Here is a 26,435-nt window from a genome sequence, read left to right on the forward strand (position 1 = left end):
GTATCCCATACATAGGATTTCTGTATTATATGACTGAATCCTTTATGAAAATATCGACAAAGTACTCTCTTTTTCTTCTTTTTTTGATAAAATAATAAATAATTCATTATAGAAAAAGGTGAAATTACTTGTTTAACGTCGAAATGTATACAGGAACTCGCGAAGAGAATTATGAGCTAGTCATAAAGCAGATGCAGGCCTTGCTTCATGATGAGAAAAATCAAATCGCTAATCTCAGCAATGCTTCTGCACTTTTGAACCAATTTCTCGACCGCATTAACTGGGTTGGTTTTTATTTAATGGATTCTAATGGAGAGCTAGTTCTTGGTCCTTTTCAAGGATTACCGGCTTGCGTCAGAATTCCTCTCGGGAAGGGCGTATGTGGAACGTCAGCTTTGAAAATGGAGACCATTCGTGTGGAAGACGTTCATCAATTCCCTGGCCATATCGCCTGCGATGCGGCTTCACGATCTGAGATTGTCATTCCGCTCTTGAAAGACGGGGAACTTTTTGGAGTGTTAGACATCGATTCCCCAGAAGTCAATCGCTTCGATGAGCTTGATCAGCAAAAGCTTGAAAAGTTGGCAGCTGCAATAGTCGAACATCTTTAAACTTCTTTTAGGTTAAGTCTAGATAAGAAGAGCACAGATAATTATTCTGTGCTCTTCTTTATTAAATATCATCCTAACATGCCATGCTGGCATCCTCTTGGATGACCACCTTGTTTTTGCCAGTTTCTTTTGCCCGGTATAATGCTTCATCTGCTCTTTTAAATAAATATTGATAAGTGTCATTCCGTTCCTTTTTCCAGTAAGACACACCACAGGATACTGTAATATGCGGTTCTGAGCATTCTGACACCTTATTTACAATCCTTTGGGCAATAGCAACCCCCGTTTCTAACGAAACCCTAGGCAAATAAATAGCAAGCTCCTCTCCGCCCCAGCGTGCACCAATATCACTTTCTCGAATACTGCCTTTAATGAGATTCGCAACTTGAACCAATATCAAATCTCCAATTTGATGGCCATAGGTATCATTTATTTCTTTAAAATTATCAATATCAATGAGAATAAAGGTGCCTTCCTCATCTTTCTTCATAGATTGTTGTATTTTTTCATCTAAAAACTTACGGGAATGAAGCTTGGTAAGATGATCCGTAATCACCAATTTTTCAAGTTCAGCTCTTAATAGGGCATTGGTTAAGGCCAAAGATGAATGATAGACCAGGGATTGCAGTAATTTAAACGCCTCAAACGGGAAGAAGTAGGGCTCTCGATGCATAATAATAGCAAATCCTTTCAGCTTCTTGCTGACAACTACCGGAACCGCCATGACAGAATGAAAAACAGGTGAAAGATGTTGGGGAAGATTCAAATCTCCAATAAATAATGGTTCGTTACTCTGTTGAAATTTTCCCTTTATATGGTCAATGTAGATTCGAGCTTGTTGTGTAAAAAAGAATGCTGTCGAGCCAGGGAGTACTTTTGCTGTTAGTTGATCCCTGGTGAATAGAAAAAAGCCAACCTCTTGTGCTTCAAAAGAGCTTTTAATTTGTTCAGACATAATGGTCATCGTTTCGACTAACGGCTGGTTTGAATTTAATTGGTATGACGTTTTATTGATTAATTGCAGGTCAGAAATGGTTTTTTGCGCTTGCTGATACAGTTTAGCATTTTCCAAGGCACTGCCCGCGGACTCTGACAATGACCTGATAAAATCTGCCTCATACTCCGGAAATTTGGTCTCTTCCGGTGCGATGACTTGAATCACACCATAAATCTTCGAATTACTTTTTAAAGGTGCGTAGAGAGCAGCGTGTTTGGACACATCTGAACTCTCAAATTGAATCTCTCCAGACTCATAGGCATTAATGACATTCATATTTTCACTATCGTATTCTAAGTCCATGATTGGCAGGTCACTATGATGGTAGGCATCAAGTGATAGAAGTAAGTAGTAGGAATAATTAGGAAAGATTTCTTTTAGTGTAACAAATATTTCCCCTAGTAGATTGTCCACATTCAGGGTTGAATGAAATTTTTCAGATATTTGAAATAATTTTTTATATTTTTCTGTATCCAATAGTAAATCCCCTTTAGAGACTACATCATTATTTTCTGTATTTTTTTAATTCCAAATAAATACATTGTATCCTAATTATAGTGAATGTCAGGATGCTTTTGGAATATATTTTTAGGTAAAATATTAATTTTTCTAGAACATTTCCGAGTCATTTAAGTCGGTTTAAAAATATACTTGACTTACCATGTATAAAAATCATATAATATTCTTTGTGTAAAATATATGCAGCCTATTGAGTTCATTTTATTGGTATCATTTTGTTCCTCAAACTAGTTTGATGGTGCATCTTGTAACCCTTAGCTGCTAGGGCGAAGGTGCATGAAAACAAAATGTCTAGTAAAGATTCTCATAACGGTTTTTATTTTACCAAAATAAAAACACTAAGGAGGAGTCATTCATGGCTCGTTATACCGGCCCAAGCTGGAAATTATCCCGTCGTCTTGGAATCTCTCTAAGCGGCACAGGCAAAGAATTAGAAAAGCGTCCTTACGCTCCTGGACAACATGGTCCTAATCAACGCAAAAAGCTTTCTGAATACGGATTACAATTACAAGAGAAGCAAAAGCTTCGTCATATGTATGGTGTAAATGAGCGCCAATTCCGTACTCTTTTCGAAAAAGCTGGCAAATTATCAGGTATCCACGGTGAAAACTTCATGGTATTACTTGAATCACGTTTAGATAACGTTGTTTACCGTTTAGGTCTTGCTCGCACTCGTCGTGCTGCTCGTCAATTAGTAAACCACGGTCATATCTTAGTTAATGGTTCACGTGTAGATATTCCATCATACCGTGTAACTGCTGGACAAACAATCGGTGTTCGTGAAAAATCACGTAACCTTGATGTAATTAAAGAAGCGATCGAAGTTACTAATTTTGTACCTGATTTCTTAACTTTCGATGCTGACAAATTAGAAGGAACTTTCACTCGCTTACCAGAGCGTTCTGAACTTCCTGCTGAAATTAACGAAGCACTTATCGTTGAGTTCTACTCTCGTTAATCTCTATAATGAAAAAACGGATGCTAATTGGCATCCGTTTTTTTCATTTATTTGCCTTGTTTTTTTATGAGGACAAGGAGTCCTCGTTTACCGGGCTTTCGTGTCCTCATGGGGCCTTCATGCGGACAATAGTTCCCCGCTTTTTGCACTCATGTCCTCATGGTTTTCCTTGTAATAAAAAATGGGCTTTGGAATCCCAAAGCCCTAGTCTTTAATAGTTTATTAACGTGTATTTCTTCTTACCTCTTCTAATAATCGTAAACTGTCCTTCAATACGATCTGTTTCCTGAAGAAGATAAGCAGTGTCAGTCACCTTTTCCCCATTTACCATGACGGCCCCATTTGTAATATCCTCACGTGCCTGACGCTTGGAAGGAGAAATCTTTGCCGCAACAAGCAAATCAACTAAATTCTCTTCACCTTCGTTTGCATCATAGGAAGGTACATCTTTAAAACCTTGCTTAATTTCTGCCGCAGAAAGGTTTTTCACTTCACCGCTAAAAAGAGCTTGAGAAATCTTAATCGCCTGCTGTAATGATTCTTCTCCGTGAATCATACGGGTAATTTCTTCTGCTAATGCTTTTTGAGCTTTACGAAGATGCGGCTCTTCTTGGACGCTTTGTTCAAGGCTCTCAATATCTTCTTGAGAAAGGAACGTAAAGTACTTCAAGTATTTCACTACATCTGCATCAGCTGTGTTAATCCAGAATTGATAGAACTCGTACGGAGTGGTCTTTTCTGGATCTAACCAGACAGCTCCGCCTTCCGTCTTCCCAAATTTGGTTCCATCTGCTTTTGTAACCAGTGGGATCGTTAGACCAAACGCCTTCGATTCTTCGTTATGCATTTTCCGGATTAATTCCAGTCCAGAAGTAATATTCCCCCACTGGTCGCTTCCGCCAATTTGCAATTTACAATTGTGGTGGTCATATAAATGATTAAAGTCCATTGCCTGAAGAATGGTGTAGGTAAATTCGGTAAAAGAAATACCGGTTTCAAGGCGGGATGCAATCGTATCCTTGGCAAGCATGTAATTAACACCGATATGCTTACCGATATCACGTAAGAACGTCACGATATCCATAGAGCCTGCCCAATCATAGTTGTTAACCATAGTGGCTCCATTTTCACCATCAAAGTCAAAAATAGAGGCAAGTTGTTTTTTAATGCCTTCAACATTCTCTTGAACGGTTTCCAAAGTTAGCAATTTACGCTCTTCACTTTTACCGCTCGGGTCTCCAATTAATCCCGTAGCACCGCCAACCAACACGATAGGGCGATGTCCATGCTGCTGAAATCTTCTCAGGGTTAAAAACGCAACTAAGTGCCCAATATGCAAGCTATTGGCAGTCGGGTCTACCCCGCAATAAAGCGAAATACTTTCCTTGTTTAATAAATCTTTTAGGCCTTCTTCATCTGTTTGCTGATAAATAATGCCCCTCCATGTTAAATCCTGTAGTAAATCCAAAATAATCCCTCCAATTAGCTTAAAAAAATAAAAACGCCCCTGCAAAAATGCAGGGACGTATAGTTACGCGGTACCACCCAGCTTGAGGAAATATCCTCCAACTCAATAAAAATAACGGTTTAAACCGTTTTCCGCTACTAACAAACGAGTTCACAGAAAAAAGCTCCAGGAGGTAATTCATTCTTCTATGTGTATCAGCTTTCACCACCGCTGACTCTCTACAAACAGGGATAGAAGAACTACAGTTGATTCCCTTCACAGCTTTAAATATAAAATATGCTATAGCTTTTTTTAACATAATTCCTTGCCTCTGTCAAACCTCGAACTGGAAATTTCAGAAAATGTAGAAGGTTGTCAGTTTTTAGTCCTTCTGTATGCTATAATGGATGTGATTTTATATTGAGGTGATGCCCTGAATGAATGAAAAAATTCAAGCTTGGATGGAAAAAGGAAAATCCATATTAAACTTGTTTACCCATAGAAAAACGGTAAAAAGTGCACGAATAACCTACCAAGTCGTTTGGAACTTAATGCTCCTTGTACTAACTGTCGGCATTCTTGGCGGGTCATTTGCGACAGGTGTTGGTGCAGGCTACTTTGCCTCACTAGTAAAGGATGAACCCGTCCGCTCCTACGACAGTATGAAAAAGGATATTTATAATTATACCGAAACCTCGGACTTATATTTTGCTAATAACGTCTACCTTGGCAGGCTCAGGACCGATTTGGTCCGGGAAGAGGTTAAACTTGATCAAGTCTCAAAGGATTTAACCAATGCAGTGGTGGCAACGGAAGACCAATACTTTTATCAACATAAAGGGGTAGTACCGAAGGCCGTATTTCGAGCTCTTTTTCAAGAGGTAACAAATTCCGCTGTTCAATCAGGTGGGAGTACGTTAACACAGCAATTAATTAAAAATCAGATTCTAACGAATGAAGTCTCCTTTCAGAGGAAAGCCAATGAAATCTTACTTGCCCTCCGTTTAGAGAAATTCTTCAACAAAAAAGAAATTTTAGAAGCCTACCTCAATGTTTCAACCTTTGGAAGAAACTCATCGGGTCAAAACATTGCCGGTGTCCAAGCTGCAGCTAAAGGAATCTTTGGAAAAAGCGCTAGTGAGCTGACACTGCCGCAAGCCGCCTTTATTGCCGGTCTCCCGCAAAGTCCGTTTGGATATACTCCCTTTACAAGAGAAGGCACAGTGAAGAATAATCTTGAACCAGGGCTGGCTCGAATGAAAACGGTTTTAAAAAGAATGTTTGACGGTGGATACATAAACCAGCAGCAATATGCTGAAGCCTCTGCCTACGACATCACAAAGGATTTTATTAAGCCTGTACCAAATCCACTTGAAAAATACCCATGGCTTTCATTCGAAATTGAAAAACGTTCTCTCGATGTCCTTACCACTGTGCTGGCAAAAAAAGATGGGTACACAGATAAGGATTTAAAAAATGATGATACTCTTTATTATAAATATAAAACATTAGCGAATCATGATCTCCATCAAAATGGTTACAAGATTTATACAACGATCGACAAAAATATTTATGATAAGATGCAAACGGTAAAAGATCATTATAAATACTACGGACCCGATAAGGCTCAGGTGAAAAAGGATCCGGAAACCGGCAAAGAAGTAACGGTGATGGAGCCAGTCGAAGTGGGAGCCGAATTGATTGAAAACAAGACAGGGAAAATTATCAGTTTTGTTGCAGGAAGAAATTACGGAAATCAGCAGCTTAATCATGCAACTAGCGCCATTAGACAGAATGGTTCAACGATGAAGCCACTTCTCGTTTATGGCCCGGCAATTGAGTTAGGCAAAGCTTCACCAGGTATGCCGCTTCCAGATGTAGCGCTAAGTCTCGCTGATGGCCGAAGCACTCCATGGCCGCGCAACTATGATTTAAGGTATAGTGGGATCGTTTCCGCTCGTTATGCATTAGCAAAATCATATAACGTTCCTGCAGTTAAATTGTATAAAGATATCGTTGCACAGCAGCCCGCAAAATATCTCGAAAAAATGGGGTTTACCTCTCTGAAAAAGCCGGATTATACCAATCTTGCAACCGCGATTGGTTCAATGGAAACGGGTGTTACGATTGAGGAAAATACCAATGCATTTAGTACGTTTGCAAATGGCGGGAAATTTATTGATGCCTATATGATCGATAAGATTGTCGATAAAGATGGCAAAATCATCTACCAGCATGATATAAAACCTGTAGATGTCTTTAAGCCGCAAACCGCCTATCTTACACTTGATATGATGCGGGATGTTATCAAGATGGGGACTGCCGCTGGAGTTAAGAGTAAATTGAAGTTCAGTACAGATTGGGCCGGAAAAACTGGAACCGGTAATCAGTATATCGATTCTTGGTTTGTTGCTTCAAATCCGAATGTAACCTTTGGAATTTGGACCGGATATGATACACCAAAATCCCTGCAAACATCGGGAATGAGTTATAGTCAGCGTACGAATAACCTGTGGGCAGAATTAATAAATGCCGCATACGATATCAACCCAGACTTAGTGGATCCAAAGGAATCATTCCAAATGCCTAGTGGGATCGTAAAACGTTCCTTTTGTGCAGTTTCCGGTTTACTTCCATCTGCAGCCTGTTCAAAGGCTGGTTTAATCCAAAGTGATTATTTCAATGTGAACAATGTTCCAACAAAAGTGGATGATAGTTTAGTGGAAGGGAAATTTGTTACTGTAGGTGATAAAAAATATTTAGCCTTGGATTCCACTCCAAAAGAGTTTGCCCAGTTTGGTTTGGTCCTGAATCCCGACTTCATCACAAGGATGGTCGGAAGGAATTTTAAAAATTATAGTCAATTGATCCCGAAAAGGGACCGTTGGGGGAAAATACTTGTACCGACCGCTAAAATGGTCGATAACGGAAAAAGTCCGGACGGAGTAGCTCTTTCCGTGTCGGGAAATACCTTATCTTGGTCCAAGTCAGGTGATAATGATGTCGTCGGTTACCGAGTATATCAAGGCAATACCAAGGTAGCAAGTATAACTAGCGGCTCAAAGCTTTCCTATACGGCAGGAAACGGCTCTTATCACGTTAAAGCAGTTGATATTGCCGGCAATGAATCTGCATCATCTAATGTAGTTGAAGTTGGAGCTTCTGCTCCTCTACCGGTGATACCACCGACTACACCACCGGCTTCGAATGATCATCCGACTGCACCATAAGTATCAGGTTGCACATAAGTATGAAGAAAAGAATGGCTTTCGCAGCCATTCTTTTTTTGTGTCATTAGTCGGTTGAACGAGTGAACACCCACACTGATTTTCATACTACCGGGAAATATAAAAATAAAAACACACGACCATTCTTTTAGAATAATCGTGTGTTTGAAACGTTCATTAATCTTCCATGGTTGAAAGGTCCCCTGTCGGCAGGTTCAACTCCCATGCCTTTAAGACGCGTCTCATAATTTTACCACTTCGAGTTTTTGGCAATTTGTCACGGAAATCAATTTCCCTAGGCGCTGCGTGAGCGGCAAGACCTTTTTTTACAAATTGTCTAATTTCCTCTTTTAATTCTTCAGATGCTTCAAAACCGTCCCGTAAAGCCACGAACGCCTTAATAATCTCACCGCGGACAGGATCTGGTTTCCCAATAACCCCTGCTTCTGCAACAGCCGGATGCTCAACAAGCTTACTTTCTACTTCGAACGGACCAACCCGCTCCCCAGACGTCATGATCACATCATCGACCCTGCCTTGGAACCAGAAATAACCATCCTCATCCATGTAGGCAGAGTCTCCCGAAACATACCAATCACCTGGCATGAAATAGGATTCATACTTCTCCGGATTATTCCAAATCGTATGCATCATCGACGGCCAACCCTTTTTAATAGCCAGATTTCCCATGCGATATGGAGGCAGTTCGTTTCCTTGATTATCGACAATGGCCGCCTTCACTCCTGGAATAGGTTTTCCCATGGAACCAGGCTTGATTTCCATACAAGGATAATTACAGATAAGCTGTGCGCCTGTCTCGGTCATCCACCAGCCATCATGGATACGTTTATTAAATACCTTTCCACCCCATTTTACTACTTCCGGATTTAATGGTTCACCAACACTTGAGATATGACGCAGACTGCTTAAATCGAACTTCTTAACAAGCTCATCTCCTGCTCCCATTAGCATCCGGAAGGCCGTTGGTGCACTATACCATACCGTAACACCAAAATCCTCTATCATTTGATACCAGGATTCAGGGCTAAAACGGCCCCCGACGATTACGTTTGAAGTTCCTGTTAACCACGGTCCAAAGATACCATAAGATGTACCTGTTACCCAGCCAGGGTCGGCGGTACACCAGTATACGTCATCCTCTTTTAAATCCAGAACCCATTTTGCCGTTTGGTAATGTTGAATCATGGCATTATGTACGTGCAATACTCCTTTAGGCTTTCCAGTAGAGCCTGATGTATAGTGCAGGATCAGACCATCTCTGCGATCCACCCATTCAATCTTCAGTTCTTTACTAGCCGATTTAAACTTCTCTATAAAGTCAATCGTTATTCCTTGCTCTTCAACATTATTCCCCACAACAAAGATATGCTTTAAGGCCGGTAAATCTTGAACAGGGACACGATCTAACAAATCTGGGGTTGTCACTAAAACTTTCGCTTCGCTGTCCTGCAGCCTGTCTCGGACTGCTCCCTCCATAAATGCTTCAAATAATGGCCCGACAATCGCGCCAAGCTTAATCGCACCTAGTACTGTAAAATAAAGTTCCGGAGAGCGCGGCATGAAAATAAAGACACGATCGCCTTTTTCAACATCACCATATGATTTTAATACATTTGCTGCCTTATTAGATAAATCCTTCATTTCCTTAAATGTATACTTTTCATCTCTAGCGCCATCACGGTAATATAGGGCTACCTTATTCTTCCGGAAGGTTTTCGCATGGCGGTCAATCGCCTCATAAGCCAAATTTACAAGTCCTGTTTCACTCCAGGAAAATTCTTTTTCGGTTTCCTTCCAGTCAAAACGTTTGTACATTTCTTCATAATTTTCAAGATTAAACTCGCCTTGGACAACTGGCAGCGCTTCCACTTTCACCTAAATCTCCCCCTCATTTGCTAGTATGAGATAATTATAGTACAAACAAGAATTATTCACAATTTTAAAAATATTATTTTCTTGAATTTTATGGTCATTCACCTATTTCCTTACATAAAAATTATTTGAAATTTCTTTTTTCTAATAGTTTTTATGTATAATAGAATTGATACACAACCATCTCTGTAGAGTAGGTGACAGTATGGAACACACAAAAACATACAATGCCAAACAATTAAAAACTCCTCATGGGAATTTAATTATTGAGGGTCCTATTTCATCTGAAAAACTTGCCGGATATGAATTTCACCACGACCTTGTAGCATTTCGACAGCCCGCACAACAGCATCAGGCATTGATTGGGATTGCCGATCTTCCTGAAGGAAGAATCATTATTGCCAGGGACCTGCATACCATCGTTGGATATGTAACTTATCTTTATCCTGATCCGCTTGAGCGATGGTCAGAAGGAAAGATGGATAATCTGATTGAATTGGGAGCGATTGAGGTCATCCCAAAATTCAGGGGCTGCTCCGTCGGTAAAAATCTGTTGATCGTCTCCATGATGGATGATGCCATGGAAGATTATATTACAATTACAACGGAGTATTACTGGCATTGGGATTTGAAAGGTACAAAATTAAATGTTTGGGACTACCGAAAGATTATGGAGAAAATGATGAATGCCGGCGGCCTTGAGTGGTATGCCACGGATGATCCTGAAATTTGCTCTCACCCTGCTAACTGTCTGATGGCAAGGATCGGAAAAAGAATAGAAGCTGATTCCATCCAAAAGTTTGACCGGCTCAGGTTTATGAATCGATTTATGTACTAAAAGTGGAAGTGACCGTTTAGCATCGCAAGAACTGGAGCTAGACAGCTTAATCTTTTTTGATTGAGGGTGATTTATATGATTATCGAAGAAATCATGAAAACAGATGTTGCCGTACTTTTACCAACGAATACGATTGCAGATGCCATACATTTAATGGATACACGAAAAATTCGTCACATTCCGATTGTGGATCAAGACAACCATTTACACGGACTAATAACCATAGCAAATATACGAGAAGCAACTCCCTCTATCTTTCACGCAAATGAACATCCCGAAGACTTAAAGAAACCACTAGAAACCATTATGGAGAAAAAGGTAATCACCGGTCACCCGCTTGACTTTGTAGAGGAGGCAGCTGGGATGTTTTATGAACATAAAATCAGCTGTATTCCGATTATCAATGACCGAAAGCTAATCGGGATTGTAACGGAAACCGATTTACTGCGGACTATGGTTGAATTAACTGGAGCACACCAGCCTGGTTCTCAGATCGAAATCAAGGTTCCCAATCTTGCCGGTGTACTTAGTGATATAACAGCTTTGGTAAAAAAGAGGAACGCGAATATCCTAAGTGTTCTCGTCTATCCCGATAAAAACGATGATCACTTTAAAATCCTTGTTCTTAGGGTGCAAACCATGAATCCGACTGCACTCATTCAAGATCTTAAACAAGCGGGCCATCAAGTTTTATGGCCCAACCTCCCGGGGACATCTCTATGAAAGATCAGTGCTCCTTTATATTTTCAGAAGAACTGCTTAAGTATAAATTTAATGACCAACATCCTTTTAATCAATTCCGGCTTCAATTGACCGCTAACCTTTTACATAAAATCAATGCTTTAGCGCCAGATCAGATTATTCCGCCCAAGATGGCAACTGAAAGGGAATTAACACTAATCCATGACCCTAGCTACGTAGAGGCTGTAAAACAGGCAGGAGAGGGAACTCTTCCAAAGGAAATTGCTGAAAATTACGGCCTTGGAACAGAGGATACACCCGTGTTCCCCCATATGCATGAAGCAAGTTCCTTATTGGTTGGTGGGACGTTAACGGCAGTGGACCAAGTAATGACAGGAAAGGCTCTTCATGCCCTTCACCTTGGCGGAGGATTACATCACGGCTTCCGTGGCAAAGCCTCAGGATTCTGTGTCTATAATGATAGCTCTGTTGCGATAAGATATTTACAAGAAAAATATCATGCCCGGGTTTTATATGTCGATACCGATGCCCATCATGGCGATGGTGTTCAATGGTCCTTTTATGATGACCCTGGTGTTTGTACCCTGTCCATCCATGAAACAGGAAGATATTTATTCCCTGGAACAGGCAGCATTAATGAACGAGGCCAAGGTCTCGGGTACGGTTATTCCTTTAATATACCTGTTGATGCCTTTACCGAAGATGAATCATGGCTGCATGTCTACACAGAAGCGATCAAAGAAGTCGCAGCATTTTTTAAACCAGATGTTATTCTAACCCAAAATGGCGCTGACTCCCATTATTATGACCCCTTGACCCATTTATCTGCAACAATGAAAATATATCGGGAGATACCTCGACTTGCCCATGAAATTGCACATCAATATTGTAATGGTAAGTGGATTGCTGTCGGCGGGGGCGGATATGATATCTGGCGTGTCGTACCTAGGGCATGGGCACTTATTTGGCTTGAGATGACCGAAAACAAGATAGGCTATGGCCGTTTACCGGATGAGTGGATCGGACATTGGCAAAAGCTAGCTCCTGTTCCTTTGCCAATGGAGTGGGATGATCCTGAAGGGATATACACTCCCATTCCACGAAAAGCAGAAATTACCGAAAAAAATCTACTAACACTTGAAAAAGCACTATTCCCAATTCGAAGCCAAGCAAACATCAGAAAAGCGGAAGCGCCTTGATCAAGTAATGAGATGTACAACGATAAATGTCTATTTAAAACAAGAGGGTTGGCATTTTTAGATGCCAACCCTTTTGTTTTATTTTGTCGAATTGCGATGTTCAATCCGGTGCGGTAAGACAACGATTGAATCACTAGTCTTATCTTTATTCATCAATTTGGTTAGAAGACGCATGGAAACTGCACCAATGTCATATAACGGCTGAACAATGGTGGTCAGCTGCGGGCGCACCATCAGTGACAAGCGGGTATTGTCTGAGGTAATGACCTCAAAATCTTCCGGTATATGAAAGCCTTTGTCCTCTGCCCCATGAACAACGCCTAGTGCCATTTCATCAGAGCCTACTAAAATCGCTGTCGGTCTGTCTGCCGCTTCAAGCAATTTTTCAAAAGCTTCGATTCCTGAATCGTACGTATAGTCCCCTTCAACAATCAATTCTTCATTATACGGAAGACCTTCGTCTTGAAGCGCTCTTTGGTATCCCTTTAATTTTTTCTGAGCATTTTTTGGTTCATGTAACGGACCCACAACAAAGGCGATATGTTTATGGCCTTTTTCAATAAATTCCTTTACAGAATCATAAACAGCTGCTTCATAATCAATGTTTACTGATGGAATTTGATTAGACTCTTCAATAGATCCTGCAAGGACAATCGGAACTGGAGACTTGCCGAATTCCTCGACATGATCTGCCGTAATATTTCCTCCCATAAAGACAATTCCGTCTACTTGTTTACCAAGCATCGTATTCAATAAATGTAATTCCTTATCTTTATTTTGGTCAGAATTACTTAAGATGATATTATACTTATACATTGTAGCAATATCCTCAATCCCGCGAGCTAATTCTGCATAGAATATGCTCGAAATATCAGGAATAATAACGCCAACTGTGGTTGTTTTCTTACTAGCTAATCCCCTGGCAACGGCATTAGGGCGATAACCTAGTCTGTCAATAACCTCTAATACTTTTTTGCGGGTAACCGGTTTAACATTCGGGTTTCCATTCACCACACGGGAAACAGTTGCCATTGATACATTCGCTTCCCTTGCCACATCATAAATAGTAATATTCACTTTTATACACTCTCCTAAAACGTTCATTGTTTTTTTTATTTTACATCTGTTTGTAAAAAACTAGTCATGATTATTTGTCTAGTTTAAATTTCTCTTTATAACGACCATCCGCTTTGGTTGTTTGTGAGATAATAAACAATCTTCATATGTACTTAATGATACGACAACTAGATTAAAGCCGCAATTGAAAAAGTCAATATTTTTTTAAAAATGTCCGTAAATACAAAAAAACCTTCTGCCACTCGCAGCAGAAGGTCCTCTTTATTATGGTTCTTTAAATATTAACAAAATTTGATGCTAGTAATTGCTTATAGAATTCATCAAATTGCTTAAGATCCATCTGCTGCTGAGCGTCTGAAAGAGCTACCGCTGGATCTGGATGAACTTCAGCCATAACTCCATCTGCCCCAATGGCAATAGCCGCTTTCGCACATGGAAGTAATAAATCTCTTCTTCCAGTTGAGTGGGTAACGTCCACCATGACCGGTAAATGTGTTTCCTTTTTCAGGATTGGAACGGCGGAAATATCTAATGTATTTCTTGTTGCCCGTTCATACGTCCTTATTCCACGCTCACAAAGAATGATTTGGCCATTCCCCTGTGCCATAATGTATTCAGCTGCATTGATAAACTCTTCAATAGTAGCAGCAAGCCCCCTCTTTAGCAAGACCGGTTTGTTAACTGCACCAGCAGCTTTTAGTAACTCAAAGTTCTGCATATTTCGGGCGCCAATTTGAATAACATCAATGTAATCACAAGCCATTTCAATATCTGCCGGATTGACAATTTCACTAATGACTGCCATATCGAACTCATCAGCCACACGTTTTAAGATTTTTAAACCCTCTACCCCCAGGCCTTGGAAATCATATGGAGAAGTTCTTGGTTTATAGGCACCGCCTCGAAGAAGCTTTAAGCCTTTTTCTTTCATAGCCTTAGCCACTGTGGCTACCTGCTCATAGGACTCAACGGAACAAGGGCCAAATACAAAATGTTGTTTACCATCTCCGATATTTTGGCCCTTCAATGAAACAATCGTATCTTCAGGCTTTTTCTTTCTCGATACTAGTAATGCCTTTTCGTGGTCATCTTTCTGTAAATCCAGCCCTGCTTTAAAAATTTCCTTAAAAAGATGATCAATCGTTGAATCCTCAAACGGGCCATCATTATGTTCTTTAATCACTTCAAGCATTTTTCTTTCACGGACTGGATCGTAACGGTAAACACCCTGATTACCTTTTACTCGTCCGATTTCTTGAACGAGCTGAGCTCTTTCATTAATTACTTTTAATAACTCCAAATTTAATTCATCAACACGTGTCCTCAGTTGATCCAATTCATTATTGCTCATTATTCGTCCCGTCCTTCCTTTTGCAGATCATTTTCTTTTCGAAGTAAATTTCAGGTAATTTTCTATCTAAAGATAATGATTTACAAGCTTAAAGTTAAAATTTTATAATTTTTGAATAATTAGACCAATTATAGCTGAAAAATAATTTTTTGTCACCTATTTTTTCTTTAGCAATTAAACGCTTTTAAGCGCTAAAGTAAATGGAGTTATAATAGAGTAATATATGCAAATTCACTGTAAAAGTTTCTTAAAATTTAAAATTTTACTTATTATTCGCTGCTTCTGTAAGAGAACGGCTTGTAATTTTCCAATGAGAAGCATTCCAGCGCGGCTTTCCTTCTGAAAAAAGAATCGCCTGTGGTGATTCATGCTTTATTTCAAATCTTTCAGCAATTTCGTTTGATAACGGACGTGAATCTTGAACAGCTAAGAAGTAAGTAGGGATATCGTGATTGGAGCCTGCAAACTTTTCGTATTCCTTATAAGCAGCAAGACTAATTGGACAGGTTAAACTATGTTTCAAAAGATAGAACTCACCTTCAGTTTTCATTAAATCATTAAATTGTTCAACTGTATCAACTTTTTTCAGCATTTCTATCTACCTCCAAAGTATCCAAAATAAATAAATGGTGAAGTAATTTTATCACTTCACCATTTTTATCACAAATATTAAAGTTTCACTTTACTTTCTTCTTCGTCAAAAGCCTTCTGTGTTTCTTCTAATTTTTTCTTAATATCATTGCTATCTGATTTTTTTGCCGATGGAGATTCATTCGGATTTTGAATAGGAATATAGGTTCCTTCGGAGTCTGTACTATCTTGGTCCTTTTGTGATGTTTTCCCTTTTACTTTATTAACAAGTTCTGAGGATTGCAGGACAATTCCTTGAGAGAAAGATGATGTTTTGGAAGCAAGTTCATTACTTTTTGCTACGACATTTTCTTTTAAACTCACCGTTTTATCCATAATTGTATCAGCTTGGCTGCCTAGAGTGGTACGAAGCTCTCTACCGGATTTAGGAGCAAAAAGCAAAGCAGCGGCAGCTCCTACAACTCCTCCAATCACTGCCCCCCAAAAGAAGGTGCTAGAAGATCCCTCATTACGGCTTTGATTCGTTTCCCTTGACTCATATTCTCGATTAGTCATGTTCTTCCTCCTTCACTTTGTTAATGTAACCTTACCCTTTGTCTCTCGTTTACACTTACTTCTTGTTTAGACTGCTTTCTAGACTGCCACTTTTCTTTTAATTCAAGAATAATATTCCCCCATTGAACAATTTGTGAGATTTTTTCTTTACTTTCCTCTACCTGCTGATCAACTGAATGGCTAATATTCTGAAGTGTCCCATTAAACCTGGTCACTGTTGTGCCTACATCCTTTACGGCCGCAACCACACTGTTTAGACTTTCAGATTTTTGCTGAATGTCTTCTGCTAATGCGTTTGTTTTTTGCAGGAGTAAGGTTGTTTCTGTTGTGACACCATCCAATTGTTTTTCTAAACCACTCAATGTGTTTGAAACGCTTGTGAGGGTTACTTGAAGTGATTTTAGTGTCTTTGATAGATAGATAACTAGCACAAAAAATGCGATTGCTATCAATGCTGCGCTTAAATATAAAATAATTTGCATTATGCACCTCCGCCTTAAATCCTATCCATATGTATAACCGATTCCATCTAGATATAAACCTCGAAATTATCTTATACTACTTCCATAAATTTGTCTTGTTTTCCTGCAATTCGTTTAAAAAAATTTCCCTATATAAGCTGAAACTTCAACTTTCTTCCCTTGTTCGGGTACAATAGAAAGGGAAGAAGAATTCTTGTTGGAGGTGTTTGTGTGAAGGATCCTCGTATCGAAAAACTTGCGAGAAATTTAATTAATTATTCTGTCCAGCTTCAAAAAGGGGAGAAGGTACTGATTGAAAATTTTGGGCTGCAGCGGGAACTAGTGACTGCACTTGTAAAAGAAGCCTATGCCGCAGGGGGATATCCCTTTGTCCTGTTAAAGGATCATCAAGTGGACCGTTCGCTATTAATGGGGGCACAGGTTGAACAATTTAATATGATGGCTGAGTTTGAAGCAAATGTCATGAGTAAGATGGATGCATACATAGGACTTCGTTCCGGAGATAACATCAGTGAACAATCGGATGTTCCGGATGATAAAATGAAGATACACGGCAATACGATTGGCAAAAAGGTTCACCGGGACATCCGTGTTCCTAAGACTAAATGGGTTGTCCTTAGATACCCAACGTCTTCTATGGCACAATTAGCTAAAATGAGTACAGAAGGATTTGAGAACTTTTACTTCGATGTATGTAATCTTGATTATGCTAAAATGGATCAAGCAATGGACAGCTTGGTAGAATTAATGAACCGGTCCAATAAAGTTCACATTACCGGCCCAGGAACCGACCTGCATTTTTCTATTAAAGACATCCCGGCCATTAAATGTGCGGGAAGACTAAATATTCCTGACGGTGAAGTTTACACGGCTCCAGTGAGGGATTCCGTTAACGGAGTTATCACCTATAATACTCCATCCCCCTATCAAGGCTTTACGTTTGAGAATGTGAAATTAACGTTTAAAAACGGGAAGATTGTGGAAGCAGAATCCAATGATTCAAGCCGTATTAATAAAATCTTTGATACAGATGAGGGAGCCCGCTATGTCGGGGAATTTGCCATCGGAGTGAATCCATTTATCCTGACGCCGATGCAGGATATCTTGTTTGATGAAAAAATAGCCGGCAGCTTCCATTTTACACCGGGACAGTGCTATGATGATGCCTTCAATGGCAACCATTCCAATATCCATTGGGACATGGTTAACATCCAGCGTAAAGAATATGGCGGCGGGGAAATCTATTTTGATGATGCCCTCATCCGTAAAGACGGCCTATTCGTTTTGCCGGAATTAGACGTATTAAACCCTGATAAGCTTAAATAACCAAAAAGGATGCCATTATGCTGGGCATCCTTTTTTTCCTTCTTATTGTCAAGCGTAAGCGCCTAGGCGCTTACGCTTTTCTTATGATAACTGTTTTTCATAGGACTCTTGGAATTTTTGAATATCTCCAGCTCCCATGAAAATAATGACACTATTTTCATACTTGTTCAAAACAGATGTATTTTCTTCTGAAAGAACTTCAGAACCCTCAATTTTCTCTTGTAAATCCTTAATTGATAGCTTGCCGTGATTTTCTCTGGCCGATCCAAAAATTTCACACAGATACGTTTTATCTGCCTGCCGTAAGCTCTCGGCAAAATCCTCTAAAAAAGCTTGCGTGCGTGAAAAGGTATGCGGCTGGAAAACAGCGATGATCTGCTTATCTGGATATTTCTGCTTAGCCGCGTCAATCGTTGCTCTTATTTCAGTTGGATGATGGGCATAATCATCAATTAAAATTTGTGTTCCCACTCTTTTTTCCGAGAATCTTCGTTTTACACCTTGGAACGTCTGTAATTGTTCCTTTACTATTTCCACATCGATTTCCTCGTAATGACATACCCCGATGACAGCCAGTGCATTGAGTACACTATGATCACCAAACGTAGGAATGGAAAATTTGTCATAAAAGGTATTGCGAATAAATACATCAAAGCTGGTTCCATCAGTTGTCTTTACGATATTTTTGGCCTGATAGTCATTTTCTTCACCAAAGCCATAGAAAAGAACGGGAACCTTTGCCTGAATTTTTTGAAGCTGTTCGTCGTCCCCATAAGCAAATATACCTTTTTTAACCTGTACAGCCATTTCTTGAAAGGCAGAAAAAACGTCATCAATATTGGCAAAATAATCCGGATGGTCAAAATCAATGTTTGTCATGATCGCATAGTCAGGGAAGTACGATAAGAAATGTCTTCTGTATTCACATGCTTCAAAGACAAAATACTCTGCCCCTTCCTCGCCTTTTCCTGTTCCATCACCAATTAAAAATGATGTTGGTTTTGCCCCAGCGATGACATGAGAAAGTAATCCAGTTGTCGATGTTTTTCCGTGCGCACCTGTAATGGCAATGCTTGTAAAGTTTTGCATAAAATCGCCTAAAAAACGATGGTACCGTATGATAGGAAGTCCAAGTCTCATCGCCTCTTGTATTTCCTCATGGGAATCGGGAAAGGCATTTCCCGCAATGATTGTCATGCCTGGCTTTATGTTTTCCTTTTGAAAGGGAAGAATCGTAATCCCCGATTGTTCAAGGGCCAGTTGTGTAAAAAAGCGCTTTTCGACATCGGAGCCCTGCACCTGAAATTTCATATCATGAAGAACTTGTGCGAGTGCACTCATTCCTGACCCCTTTATACCTACAAAATGGTAAATAGTCATAGAAGAACCTCCAACCAACGTAATACTGGTAAACAGTATATGAAATCTGTCTGCATTTGCTAATCAGTATGTAAACACACGTTGTTTTATTATTATAAGAAATCAATTCAATATTATAGCACTATTCTGTAATAAAAACTATTTGTTGCCCTTCCCTTACATCCGCCCTACTCATTATACTATTTAATATCTGTCCACATCCATAAAGAATACAAAAGATTAGCTCATAATACTAGTCTTGCATCGATTGTAATTCAGCTTCCGTAATTAAGACTTCACGTGGTTTGCTGCCATTTGCACTTGTGATATATCCGTTTTGTTCAAGCATATCCATTAATCTCGCGGCTCGGTTATAGCCAATCTTGAAGCGTCGCTGCAAGCTGGAAGTTGAAGCATTGCCATGATTGACGATAAACTCACAGGCATCATAAAACAATTCATCCTCTTCTTCGATCACCTGCGCCTTTTTTAACAATTCTTCCTGTTCAAATAAGTAATCAGGCTCTTGCTGCTCTCTTACGTGAGCAACGACAAGATCTATTTCCTCGTCCGAAACAAATGTACCTTGTAAACGCACTGGTTTGGATGCGCCATTCTCTAAGAATAGCATATCTCCACGGCCAAGGAGTCTTTCAGCGCCACTTATATCAATGATTGTTCGTGAATCTACCTGAGATGACACCGAAAAGGCAATTCGTGTCGGGATATTCGCCTTAATTAAACCTGTAATGACATCAACCGAAGGTCTTTGCGTTGCCACTATTAGATGGATTCCACAAGCCCTTGCTTTTTGAGCGATTCGGCAAATGGCTTCTTCCACATCAGCTGGCGACATCATCATTAAATCTGCCAGCTCATCAATCACAATCACAATGAATGGCAATTTGTCAGAGTAACGTTTATGCTGAGTAGCTAATTCGTTAAAACGATTGATATCACGGACGCCTGTATGAGCAAAAAGTTCATAGCGCCGCTCCATTTCATCAACTGCCCATTTTAAAGCAGCGGTTGCTGCCTTTACATCCGTAATAACCGGACTTACAAGATGGGGAATCCGATTATATGGGGCAAGCTCTACCATTTTTGGATCAATAAGCAGGAGCTTTAAATCCCGAGGATCTGCTTTATATAACAGACTAATCAAAATCGAGTTAATACATACACTCTTTCCCGATCCTGTAGCCCCAGCAATGAGTCCATGCGGCATTTTTTTTAAATCGGTAACAATTGGATTCCCGGCAATATCAAGTCCAAGCACTGCGGTTAATGGCGAACCAGACTCTTTAAAAACCCTGCTCCCAATGATTTCATTAATCAATACAGGTCTTGACTTTTGGTTCGGCACTTCAATCCCAATCGTATGTTTTCCCGGGATTGGCGCCTCAATCCGAATATCACGGGCTGCAAGACTTAATTTAATATCATCACTTAAATTAGTGATTTTATTTACTTTTACCCCCGGTTCAGGCTGTACTTCAAAGCGGGTAACGGACGGCCCTTGGGTGACATTGACAACACTAGCCCCTACATTAAAGTTCTTAAGGGTTACATTCAATAAATCCTTTTGCCCATCAATCCAGTCTGTATCGAGTATTTCTGTTACAGGAGGACTTAACAAATTAGATCTTGGAAGTACATATAATCGATCATTCTCTACTTCCTCACGGACTGATGGCATTTTGATGACTGGTCTTTCTTCTGCTGATATTTTCTCTTGCTGATGAAGCCTCTCTTGTTCAAACTCTCTTTTCCGGTTTCTTTCTTCCCATTTTTGTTTATCTTGCTTAAGCATCATGACATTAAAAGGCAAACGAGACCGTGCGGATGGAGGAGCTGGTGTTTCAGATACTGCCTCACCTGCCGCCTCCGTTTGGTCGGGGCTGTCGGCCTCTTTCCCAAATGCAAGTTCATTTGTCTCTGTCTGGACATTTTCTTTGTATACTGTTTCATCCATTCCGGATTGAACATCCGCTCCAAATATAAGCTTAATAGCTTCCGCTTGAACCTGCTCCTCATGAGTATGTTCACCCGCTTCCGCTAAAACATCTTCCTCATAGGCAGGTTCGTAAGCTTCTGTGTGGTCATCGCTCTCAAATGTAAGCTCATTAGCTCCTTGTTCATCTTTCTCTTTTTCAGGAAGGTAATTTTCTTTCATTTTCTCCTGAGTTTGACTCAGTTGATTTTTATCACTTTGATTGACCATCTCTTTCGGTTCATTTTCAAGTGATCCTGTTTTTAAATTCACATTTGTTCGAATAACATTACTCACTTGGTCATCAAGTTGGTCATTAAAAAAATGACTTAATTCATGCTCAACAATGGCCGTTGTCTTTTGCGGTCTGTTAAACCCGAAAACAGGTGATGGTATCTCGGTGGGATGAAACGGGCCGCGCGGGCGTGCCTTTTGCTCTTTGATGACCGTCTGTACCTTTGAGATTTCATGTGTACTTTTGGTATTTTCTACTAACTTACTTTTCTTAGGTGATTCTACCACACGCTTTGTTCGGCTTGTTACCTGCCTAGTATTTGATTTGATAATCTTTTTTGGGGTACTGCTTCCTTTTGGATATTGATAAGCTATTCTAGCATCTAAATCCTTTAAGCTATCCAATTGACTGGTGGAATCGTGATCCCCTATTTCCTTATGGAGGAGATACCCCGTCATTTTGTCCCCGTCTTCCTCTTCTTTCCTTAACTTTTGGAAAAAGTTTTGGATCCAACTCAAAACTATCACTCTTTCTTGTTCATCTATCATTCTATTTTATCAGTTTTTCTTATTTTATCGACACAATTCTTAAGAATGAGTCGAAATATGTTCGAATTGGATACAATAGGAAAGGTACCATGAAAAAAGACCACATAACGTGATCCCTTTCAAGGTCTCATTTATTTTTTCCTAGAATAAAAATTGGCTCTAGTTCTCCATCTTCATATAAAAAAGACAAGGCAGTAATCGGCACCCTTCCACTTGCAAAAAAGCTCATGGCCATTTGGGCAATCACATCATATCCCCTGTCATTGCGGATGTCCGCGATAATTAACACATCTTGATGCGGAACAGCGAGCACCATGGTTCCTGTAATCCGTTTCTCCATTTCATTGAGGAAACCCTTATTTAAGATTCGGCTGGCATCATAGCCATCATTGGTGTTAAGGAAATAGAAGATATTGCCGGCCACTCGGTCCTCTTTTACGGAAGTTGAAAGGGACCTAACATTAAATAGAGCCATCTCCTTGATCGTGTTGGCACTCCATCCCTCTTTTTTCATCATGCGTGTATCAATCAAGCGATAAGTATTTCCCATGTCAATCGCATAATAAATTTTTGTTTCTGCGGTATGCTCTTCCGTCAGAAATGGTACCCCCTCTTCTGCTTCGACTGGAAATGACGCCGACCGAATCACAGGAAAAATCTGTTTAAACTGATCGTGCAGGTCGACGGTGTTCTCCATTGCTTGCAAACCTTCTTCAACATAATAAACAATTTCATCGATGGCTTTTTCTTTTTCAACTTGCCATTTGGCGATAACCCCTGGTAAGGCGATGCTAATCCCTTTCCCAGTTGATTTACTTTCGATTCGAAGCTGATCCTTTTCTCTGTCATAAGTAATCAGTCTATCATCCTTTGCCAAACGTGTCTCTAATGTTTGGCGCATCAGTCTACTGTCCATTTTCATTGTTTACCTCCATGGTAAGAAGCTACCGTTCATTTTACAGTAAAAAACGACAATAAAAAACCCCTGCTCCAAAAGAGAAACAGGGGTTTTTATCTCTATTACTTCAGACCAGAAATAAATGATTCAATTTCTTCTTGTGTTTTTCGGTCCTTACTGACAAAGCGTCCCAGTTCTTTTCCGTTCTCATACGCAATAAAACTTGGTATTCCATATACATCCACTTGCTGGCATAAATCAATAAATTGATCGCGGTCAACATGAATAAATGTAAAATCGGAAAACTTCTCTTCAATCTCTGGCAGCACTGGCTCAATAAAACGACAATCCCCACACCATTTTGCGGAAAACATAAAGATAGTTTTATCTTGATTACGCAGAGAATCGAATTGTTCGATTGATTCTAAATTTTTCAAAGTGAACGCCTCCGTTTTTTTTCTTACCTATATGATAACTTTCCTTTCAAATCATAACAGTATACGCTTTATGGAGTCTAATGTTATGCATCATCTCGCCTATTGCTCCTCATTCATAAGTTAATATTTTCCAGTCTGGGAATAATAGCTAAATTGACCTACCAATAGGCTGGTTACATGTGTAAACATATCGATCCGGTTCACTAAGCCATTGGTAAAAATACCAACCGCCCCTTCATGTTTTCTAACATTATTCTTTTTTGCATAGTCATCCATCACAGGTCCTAATTCCTCTCCTGCTCTGAGCCTTGCTGCCACTTCTTCCGGTAAAAGGAATCTAGCTCCGCCGGCAATTACAGGCTCCCTGCCGCTTACTGCAAGAGCTCCCCAATTACAAAGCAATAATCCATGGCTTGTCTCTTGTACTCCGCCTTCCAGCCCAATCCCAATATCACCATTTCCTTGGTTTAAGGCCCCAACAGCCCGATTGACGGCACCTTGTATCGTTTCCTCATCAGAAAAAGGCTGGTCGTTCACGCCAGATGGGATATCGATTGAAATAAATTCAATGTCTTCTTGTCGAAAGCTATTTTGGACAGCTGTAATTTTAGCAGGATTTTTTGATCCGATCACAATTCTCATGTTGAATCCCCTCTTTCCACATTGAAGAGGAGGCACGATCAATGCCTCCTATTTTTTAGCTATTTGATTTAATGGTATCTACTGTTGTTTGGTCGCATGCCTTAACGAGTTTTACCAATAATTCTTTGGCTGCCGCATAATCATCAACATGGATAATGGAAGCATGTGTGTGGATGTAACGAGAACAAATGCCAACCACTGCACTTGGAACCCCTTCATTCGATAAGTGAACACGTCCAGCGTCTGTTCCGCCCTGTGAAACAAAATATTGATAAGGAATATGATTCGTTTCCGCTGTATCCAGCACAAATTCCCGCATTCCGCGATGGGTAACCATGGAACGGTCAAGAATGCGGAGCAATGTCCCCTTTCCAAGCTGGCCAAATTCATGCTTATCCCCTGTCATATCATTGGCTGGGCTGGCATCAAGAGCAAAAAAGAGATCCGGTTTAATCATATTAGAAGCTGTTTGAGCGCCACGCAAGCCGACTTCCTCTTGAACAGTTGCTCCTGAATATAGGATATTGGGCAATGACACATCTTTTAGTTCCTGAAGTAATTCAATTGCCAATCCACAGCCATAACGATTATCCCAAGCCTTAGCTAAAATTTTCTTTTCATTCGCCATTGGGGTAAATGGGCAAATCGGCAGAATGGCCTGACCGGGTTTAATACCAATCCGCTCAGCATCTTCTCGGTTATCAGCACCAATATCAATTAACATATTCTTTATTTCCATCGGTTTGTTTTTCTTTGATTCATCTAATAAATGCGGTGGAATAGAACCAACCACACCTATAACCGGTCCATTTTTGGTCATGACTTGGACACGCTGCGCTAGCAGCACTTGACTCCACCAGCCTCCGAGCGGTTGAAAGCGGATCATTCCATTCTCCGTAATCGCTGTAACCATGAACCCAACTTCATCCATATGCCCTGCTACCATGACGGTTGGTCCTTGTTGATTTCCTTTTTTCACCCCAAAGATACTGCCCAAATTATCTTGTATAATTTCATCTGAGAATAATGACAGCTGCTCTTTCATGAAATTTCTGACTAAGTGTTCATTTCCAGGTGCGCCTGGCAGCTCTGTCAAGGTTTGAAAAAGCTTTAGTGTTTGTTTATTCATGATAAGACTCCTTTTATGTATTTACTTTCATGACTTTCCATTCCCCAGCACTTCTATCCGTCTCTTCTACTACATTTTACAGAATCCTCTCACTTGTTACCAATAATTCATTTTCCTTCCGTAATATTATCCACTTAACTGTAAATACGGTATACTGAGAAGAGAATCTTTTTGTAATCTTTTCCTATTTCGGAGGTGGATGAATGAACTGGAAGTCTTTTTTCTTAGGTGCAGCGGTAGGAATAGTTGGTTGTTATGTGACCAAGGAAGCCATCACTCAAAAAACAAATGTTTCACCAGAGAGGGTATTAGCGTCAGTCAAAAAACACTTTCAACTGAACGGTCCAGTATCTGGCTCATGGATACATATGGAAGCGGAGCCTTACGAGAAAAACCAAATAACGTATCGCGTGTATAAAGGCGGAATATCTCAAACCATTGACGAAGCAATCCAGCAATATGAATTTATCGCTGATGCTCAAACTGGTACAGTCATAGACCTAATTCCTTTTTCTTCATAATATGAAAAAGCCGCATCCATAAGGGGTGCGGCATTCATGTTTATTGCTCCCTTTTAATACTGGCAACAAGCTGTTTCCCGTCTGGATCCCATTTTACAGCCCGGTAAAATGCATCATGGTAGAAAGTAAACCATGCATTTTTCTTTAGACCAAATGGAATCCACTTTTGTTTGGCGGCAATGGAGGTCATAGGATAGTCGTCGTAAGCCATAACCCATAGTACATTTTGATGAGCATGTGTGGGCATAAGGTCGGCCATGTGAATACAGGTTTCCCCCCCGTCTTCAATCATAAGAATGGAATGTCCATCACTATGCCCGCCCGTATGGATCATCGTGATGGCTTCTAATTCCCATTTTTCTGCAAAAGGGACCACCTGTGCTGCTACTGCTTGCCAATTTTCCAGCCAATATGTATTTTTGGAGCGAATATTGGGGTTTTGCATTTCGTCCCACTCGATTTGAGAAGTAATAATCTGAGCATTTGGAAAGGTTGAGACATACTTCCCATCCACCAGCTTCGTCAGCCCGCAGGCGTGATCAAAATGTAAATGTGTCATTAGGACAAAGTCGATATCTTCTGGGGTTAAGCCTATTTGTTGTAAAGATTCCTCTATCATCGATTCTTTTGTTACCCCATAATTTCGTAATTGTTTCTCCGTTAATTTGCCTTTTCCCAAACCGGATTCAACTAAAATATTTTTCCCATTCATTCGAATTAAAATTGGGTCTGTCGGAAGTTCAATTTGATTCTTTTCGTTTACCGGATATTTTTTTGACCATAACCCCTTGGGAACTACCCCAAACATAGCACCACCATCAAGGTATGTGACTCCCCCGGATAACCAAGTAAGCGAAACATCACCAATCTTTAACATTTCCATTATCCACTCCCCCTTTC

Annotated in this window: 23 protein-coding genes and 1 other annotated feature; of the genes, 8 read left to right on the forward strand and 15 right to left on the reverse strand. The window is 40.1% G+C overall.

What is annotated here, in order from left to right:
- The first annotated feature begins 128 nt into the window (after positions 1-128).
- Positions 129-611, forward strand: a complete 483-nt coding sequence (locus tag J7E81_RS17170; RefSeq protein WP_285292022.1) for a GAF domain-containing protein — start codon at positions 129-131, stop codon at positions 609-611.
- A gap of 73 nt (positions 612-684) precedes the next feature.
- Here the strand turns inward: J7E81_RS17170 and J7E81_RS17175 are convergent, their stop codons facing one another.
- Positions 685-2,085 (reverse strand): sensor domain-containing diguanylate cyclase, encoded by a 1,401-nt coding sequence (locus J7E81_RS17175; RefSeq protein ID WP_215044143.1) that lies wholly within the window; start codon positions 2,083-2,085, stop codon positions 685-687.
- A gap of 397 nt (positions 2,086-2,482) precedes the next feature.
- Here J7E81_RS17175 and rpsD point away from each other — a divergent pair, with 397 nt between their 5' ends.
- Complete coding sequence (gene rpsD, locus J7E81_RS17180) at positions 2,483-3,085, forward strand: 30S ribosomal protein S4 (RefSeq protein WP_215044145.1); 603 nt, start codon at positions 2,483-2,485, stop codon at positions 3,083-3,085.
- A 211-nt stretch (positions 3,086-3,296) separates the two neighbouring features.
- On the opposite strand, the gene tyrS is transcribed toward rpsD, so the two are convergent.
- Complete coding sequence (gene tyrS / locus J7E81_RS17185; protein ID WP_215044147.1) at positions 3,297-4,553, reverse strand: tyrosine--tRNA ligase; 1,257 nt, start codon at positions 4,551-4,553, stop codon at positions 3,297-3,299.
- Between the two features lie 48 nt (positions 4,554-4,601).
- Positions 4,602-4,821: a binding site (T-box leader), on the reverse strand.
- Between the two features lie 148 nt (positions 4,822-4,969).
- Between tyrS and J7E81_RS17190 the strand changes: the two genes are divergently transcribed.
- Entirely contained in the window at positions 4,970-7,762 is a 2,793-nt protein-coding gene (locus J7E81_RS17190) for a transglycosylase domain-containing protein (protein ID WP_215044149.1), read from the forward strand.
- Positions 7,763-7,936: 174 nt separating this feature from the next.
- On the opposite strand, the gene acsA is transcribed toward J7E81_RS17190, so the two are convergent.
- Positions 7,937-9,655: an acetate--CoA ligase gene (gene acsA, locus J7E81_RS17195; protein ID WP_215044151.1), complete on the reverse strand. Its 1,719-nt coding sequence runs from the start codon at positions 9,653-9,655 to the stop codon at positions 7,937-7,939.
- Between the two features lie 202 nt (positions 9,656-9,857).
- Between acsA and J7E81_RS17200 the strand changes: the two genes are divergently transcribed.
- The 3 genes from J7E81_RS17200 to J7E81_RS17210 all read left to right on the forward strand — a co-directional run bounded on the left by J7E81_RS17200 (position 9,858) and on the right by J7E81_RS17210 (position 12,391).
- Positions 9,858-10,490, forward strand: a complete 633-nt coding sequence (locus J7E81_RS17200) for an N-acetyltransferase (RefSeq protein ID WP_215044153.1) — start codon at positions 9,858-9,860, stop codon at positions 10,488-10,490.
- A gap of 75 nt (positions 10,491-10,565) precedes the next feature.
- Positions 10,566-11,213, forward strand: a complete 648-nt coding sequence (locus tag J7E81_RS17205; RefSeq protein ID WP_215044155.1) for an acetoin utilization AcuB family protein — start codon at positions 10,566-10,568, stop codon at positions 11,211-11,213.
- Complete coding sequence (locus tag J7E81_RS17210; protein WP_215044157.1) at positions 11,210-12,391, forward strand: acetoin utilization protein AcuC; 1,182 nt, start codon at positions 11,210-11,212, stop codon at positions 12,389-12,391. The genes J7E81_RS17205 and J7E81_RS17210 overlap by 4 nt, the downstream gene beginning before the upstream one ends.
- A 78-nt stretch (positions 12,392-12,469) precedes the next feature.
- On the opposite strand, the gene ccpA is transcribed toward J7E81_RS17210, so the two are convergent.
- The 5 genes from ccpA to J7E81_RS17235 form a co-directional block, all read right to left on the reverse strand.
- Positions 12,470-13,495, reverse strand: a complete 1,026-nt coding sequence (ccpA, locus tag J7E81_RS17215) for a catabolite control protein A (protein ID WP_215044158.1) — start codon at positions 13,493-13,495, stop codon at positions 12,470-12,472.
- A 247-nt stretch (positions 13,496-13,742) separates the two neighbouring features.
- Positions 13,743-14,819: a bifunctional 3-deoxy-7-phosphoheptulonate synthase/chorismate mutase gene (locus tag J7E81_RS17220; RefSeq protein WP_215044159.1), complete on the reverse strand. Its 1,077-nt coding sequence runs from the start codon at positions 14,817-14,819 to the stop codon at positions 13,743-13,745.
- A 262-nt stretch (positions 14,820-15,081) separates the two neighbouring features.
- Positions 15,082-15,411 (reverse strand): bacillithiol system redox-active protein YtxJ, encoded by a 330-nt coding sequence (gene ytxJ / locus J7E81_RS17225; RefSeq protein ID WP_215044160.1) that lies wholly within the window; start codon positions 15,409-15,411, stop codon positions 15,082-15,084.
- Between the two features lie 77 nt (positions 15,412-15,488).
- Positions 15,489-15,965, reverse strand: a complete 477-nt coding sequence (locus J7E81_RS17230; RefSeq protein WP_215044162.1) for a YtxH domain-containing protein — start codon at positions 15,963-15,965, stop codon at positions 15,489-15,491.
- A gap of 20 nt (positions 15,966-15,985) precedes the next feature.
- Complete coding sequence (locus tag J7E81_RS17235) at positions 15,986-16,447, reverse strand: DUF948 domain-containing protein (RefSeq protein WP_215044164.1); 462 nt, start codon at positions 16,445-16,447, stop codon at positions 15,986-15,988.
- Between the two features lie 210 nt (positions 16,448-16,657).
- On the opposite strand from J7E81_RS17235, the gene J7E81_RS17240 reads away from it, so the two are divergent.
- Positions 16,658-17,773: an aminopeptidase gene (locus tag J7E81_RS17240; protein ID WP_215044166.1), complete on the forward strand. Its 1,116-nt coding sequence runs from the start codon at positions 16,658-16,660 to the stop codon at positions 17,771-17,773.
- A gap of 81 nt (positions 17,774-17,854) precedes the next feature.
- Here J7E81_RS17240 and murC read toward each other — a convergent pair whose 3' ends face one another.
- From murC to J7E81_RS17270, 6 genes are all read right to left on the reverse strand, one after another.
- Positions 17,855-19,153, reverse strand: coding sequence for a UDP-N-acetylmuramate--L-alanine ligase (gene murC / locus J7E81_RS17245; RefSeq protein WP_215044167.1), 1,299 nt, complete (start codon positions 19,151-19,153; stop codon positions 17,855-17,857).
- 232 nt (positions 19,154-19,385) lie between these two features.
- Positions 19,386-21,878, reverse strand: a complete 2,493-nt coding sequence (locus J7E81_RS17250) for a DNA translocase FtsK (RefSeq protein WP_215044169.1) — start codon at positions 21,876-21,878, stop codon at positions 19,386-19,388.
- 157 nt (positions 21,879-22,035) lie between these two features.
- Positions 22,036-22,824: a DUF1444 domain-containing protein gene (locus J7E81_RS17255; protein WP_215044423.1), complete on the reverse strand. Its 789-nt coding sequence runs from the start codon at positions 22,822-22,824 to the stop codon at positions 22,036-22,038.
- A 104-nt stretch (positions 22,825-22,928) separates the two neighbouring features.
- On the reverse strand, positions 22,929-23,243 hold the full coding sequence (locus J7E81_RS17260) for a thioredoxin family protein (protein ID WP_215044171.1): 315 nt from the start codon (positions 23,241-23,243) through the stop codon (positions 22,929-22,931).
- 120 nt (positions 23,244-23,363) lie between these two features.
- Entirely contained in the window at positions 23,364-23,885 is a 522-nt protein-coding gene (locus J7E81_RS17265) for a DUF84 family protein (protein WP_215044173.1), read from the reverse strand.
- Between the two features lie 55 nt (positions 23,886-23,940).
- Positions 23,941-25,014, reverse strand: coding sequence for a M42 family metallopeptidase (locus J7E81_RS17270; RefSeq protein WP_215044175.1), 1,074 nt, complete (start codon positions 25,012-25,014; stop codon positions 23,941-23,943).
- A 203-nt stretch (positions 25,015-25,217) separates the two neighbouring features.
- On the opposite strand from J7E81_RS17270, the gene J7E81_RS17275 reads away from it, so the two are divergent.
- Positions 25,218-25,535, forward strand: a complete 318-nt coding sequence (locus tag J7E81_RS17275) for a PepSY domain-containing protein (RefSeq protein WP_215044177.1) — start codon at positions 25,218-25,220, stop codon at positions 25,533-25,535.
- Between the two features lie 40 nt (positions 25,536-25,575).
- On the opposite strand, the gene J7E81_RS17280 is transcribed toward J7E81_RS17275, so the two are convergent.
- Positions 25,576-26,418 carry a YtnP family quorum-quenching lactonase gene (locus tag J7E81_RS17280; protein WP_215044179.1) on the reverse strand — a complete coding sequence of 281 codons (843 nt, stop codon included), beginning with the start codon at positions 26,416-26,418 and terminating at the stop codon, positions 25,576-25,578.
- Between the last annotated feature and the right edge of the window lie 17 nt (positions 26,419-26,435).

Origin of the sequence: Bacillus sp. ISL-18 (assembly GCF_018613415.1) — a bacterium.
Classification (GTDB): domain Bacteria; phylum Bacillota; class Bacilli; order Bacillales; family Cytobacillaceae; genus Neobacillus.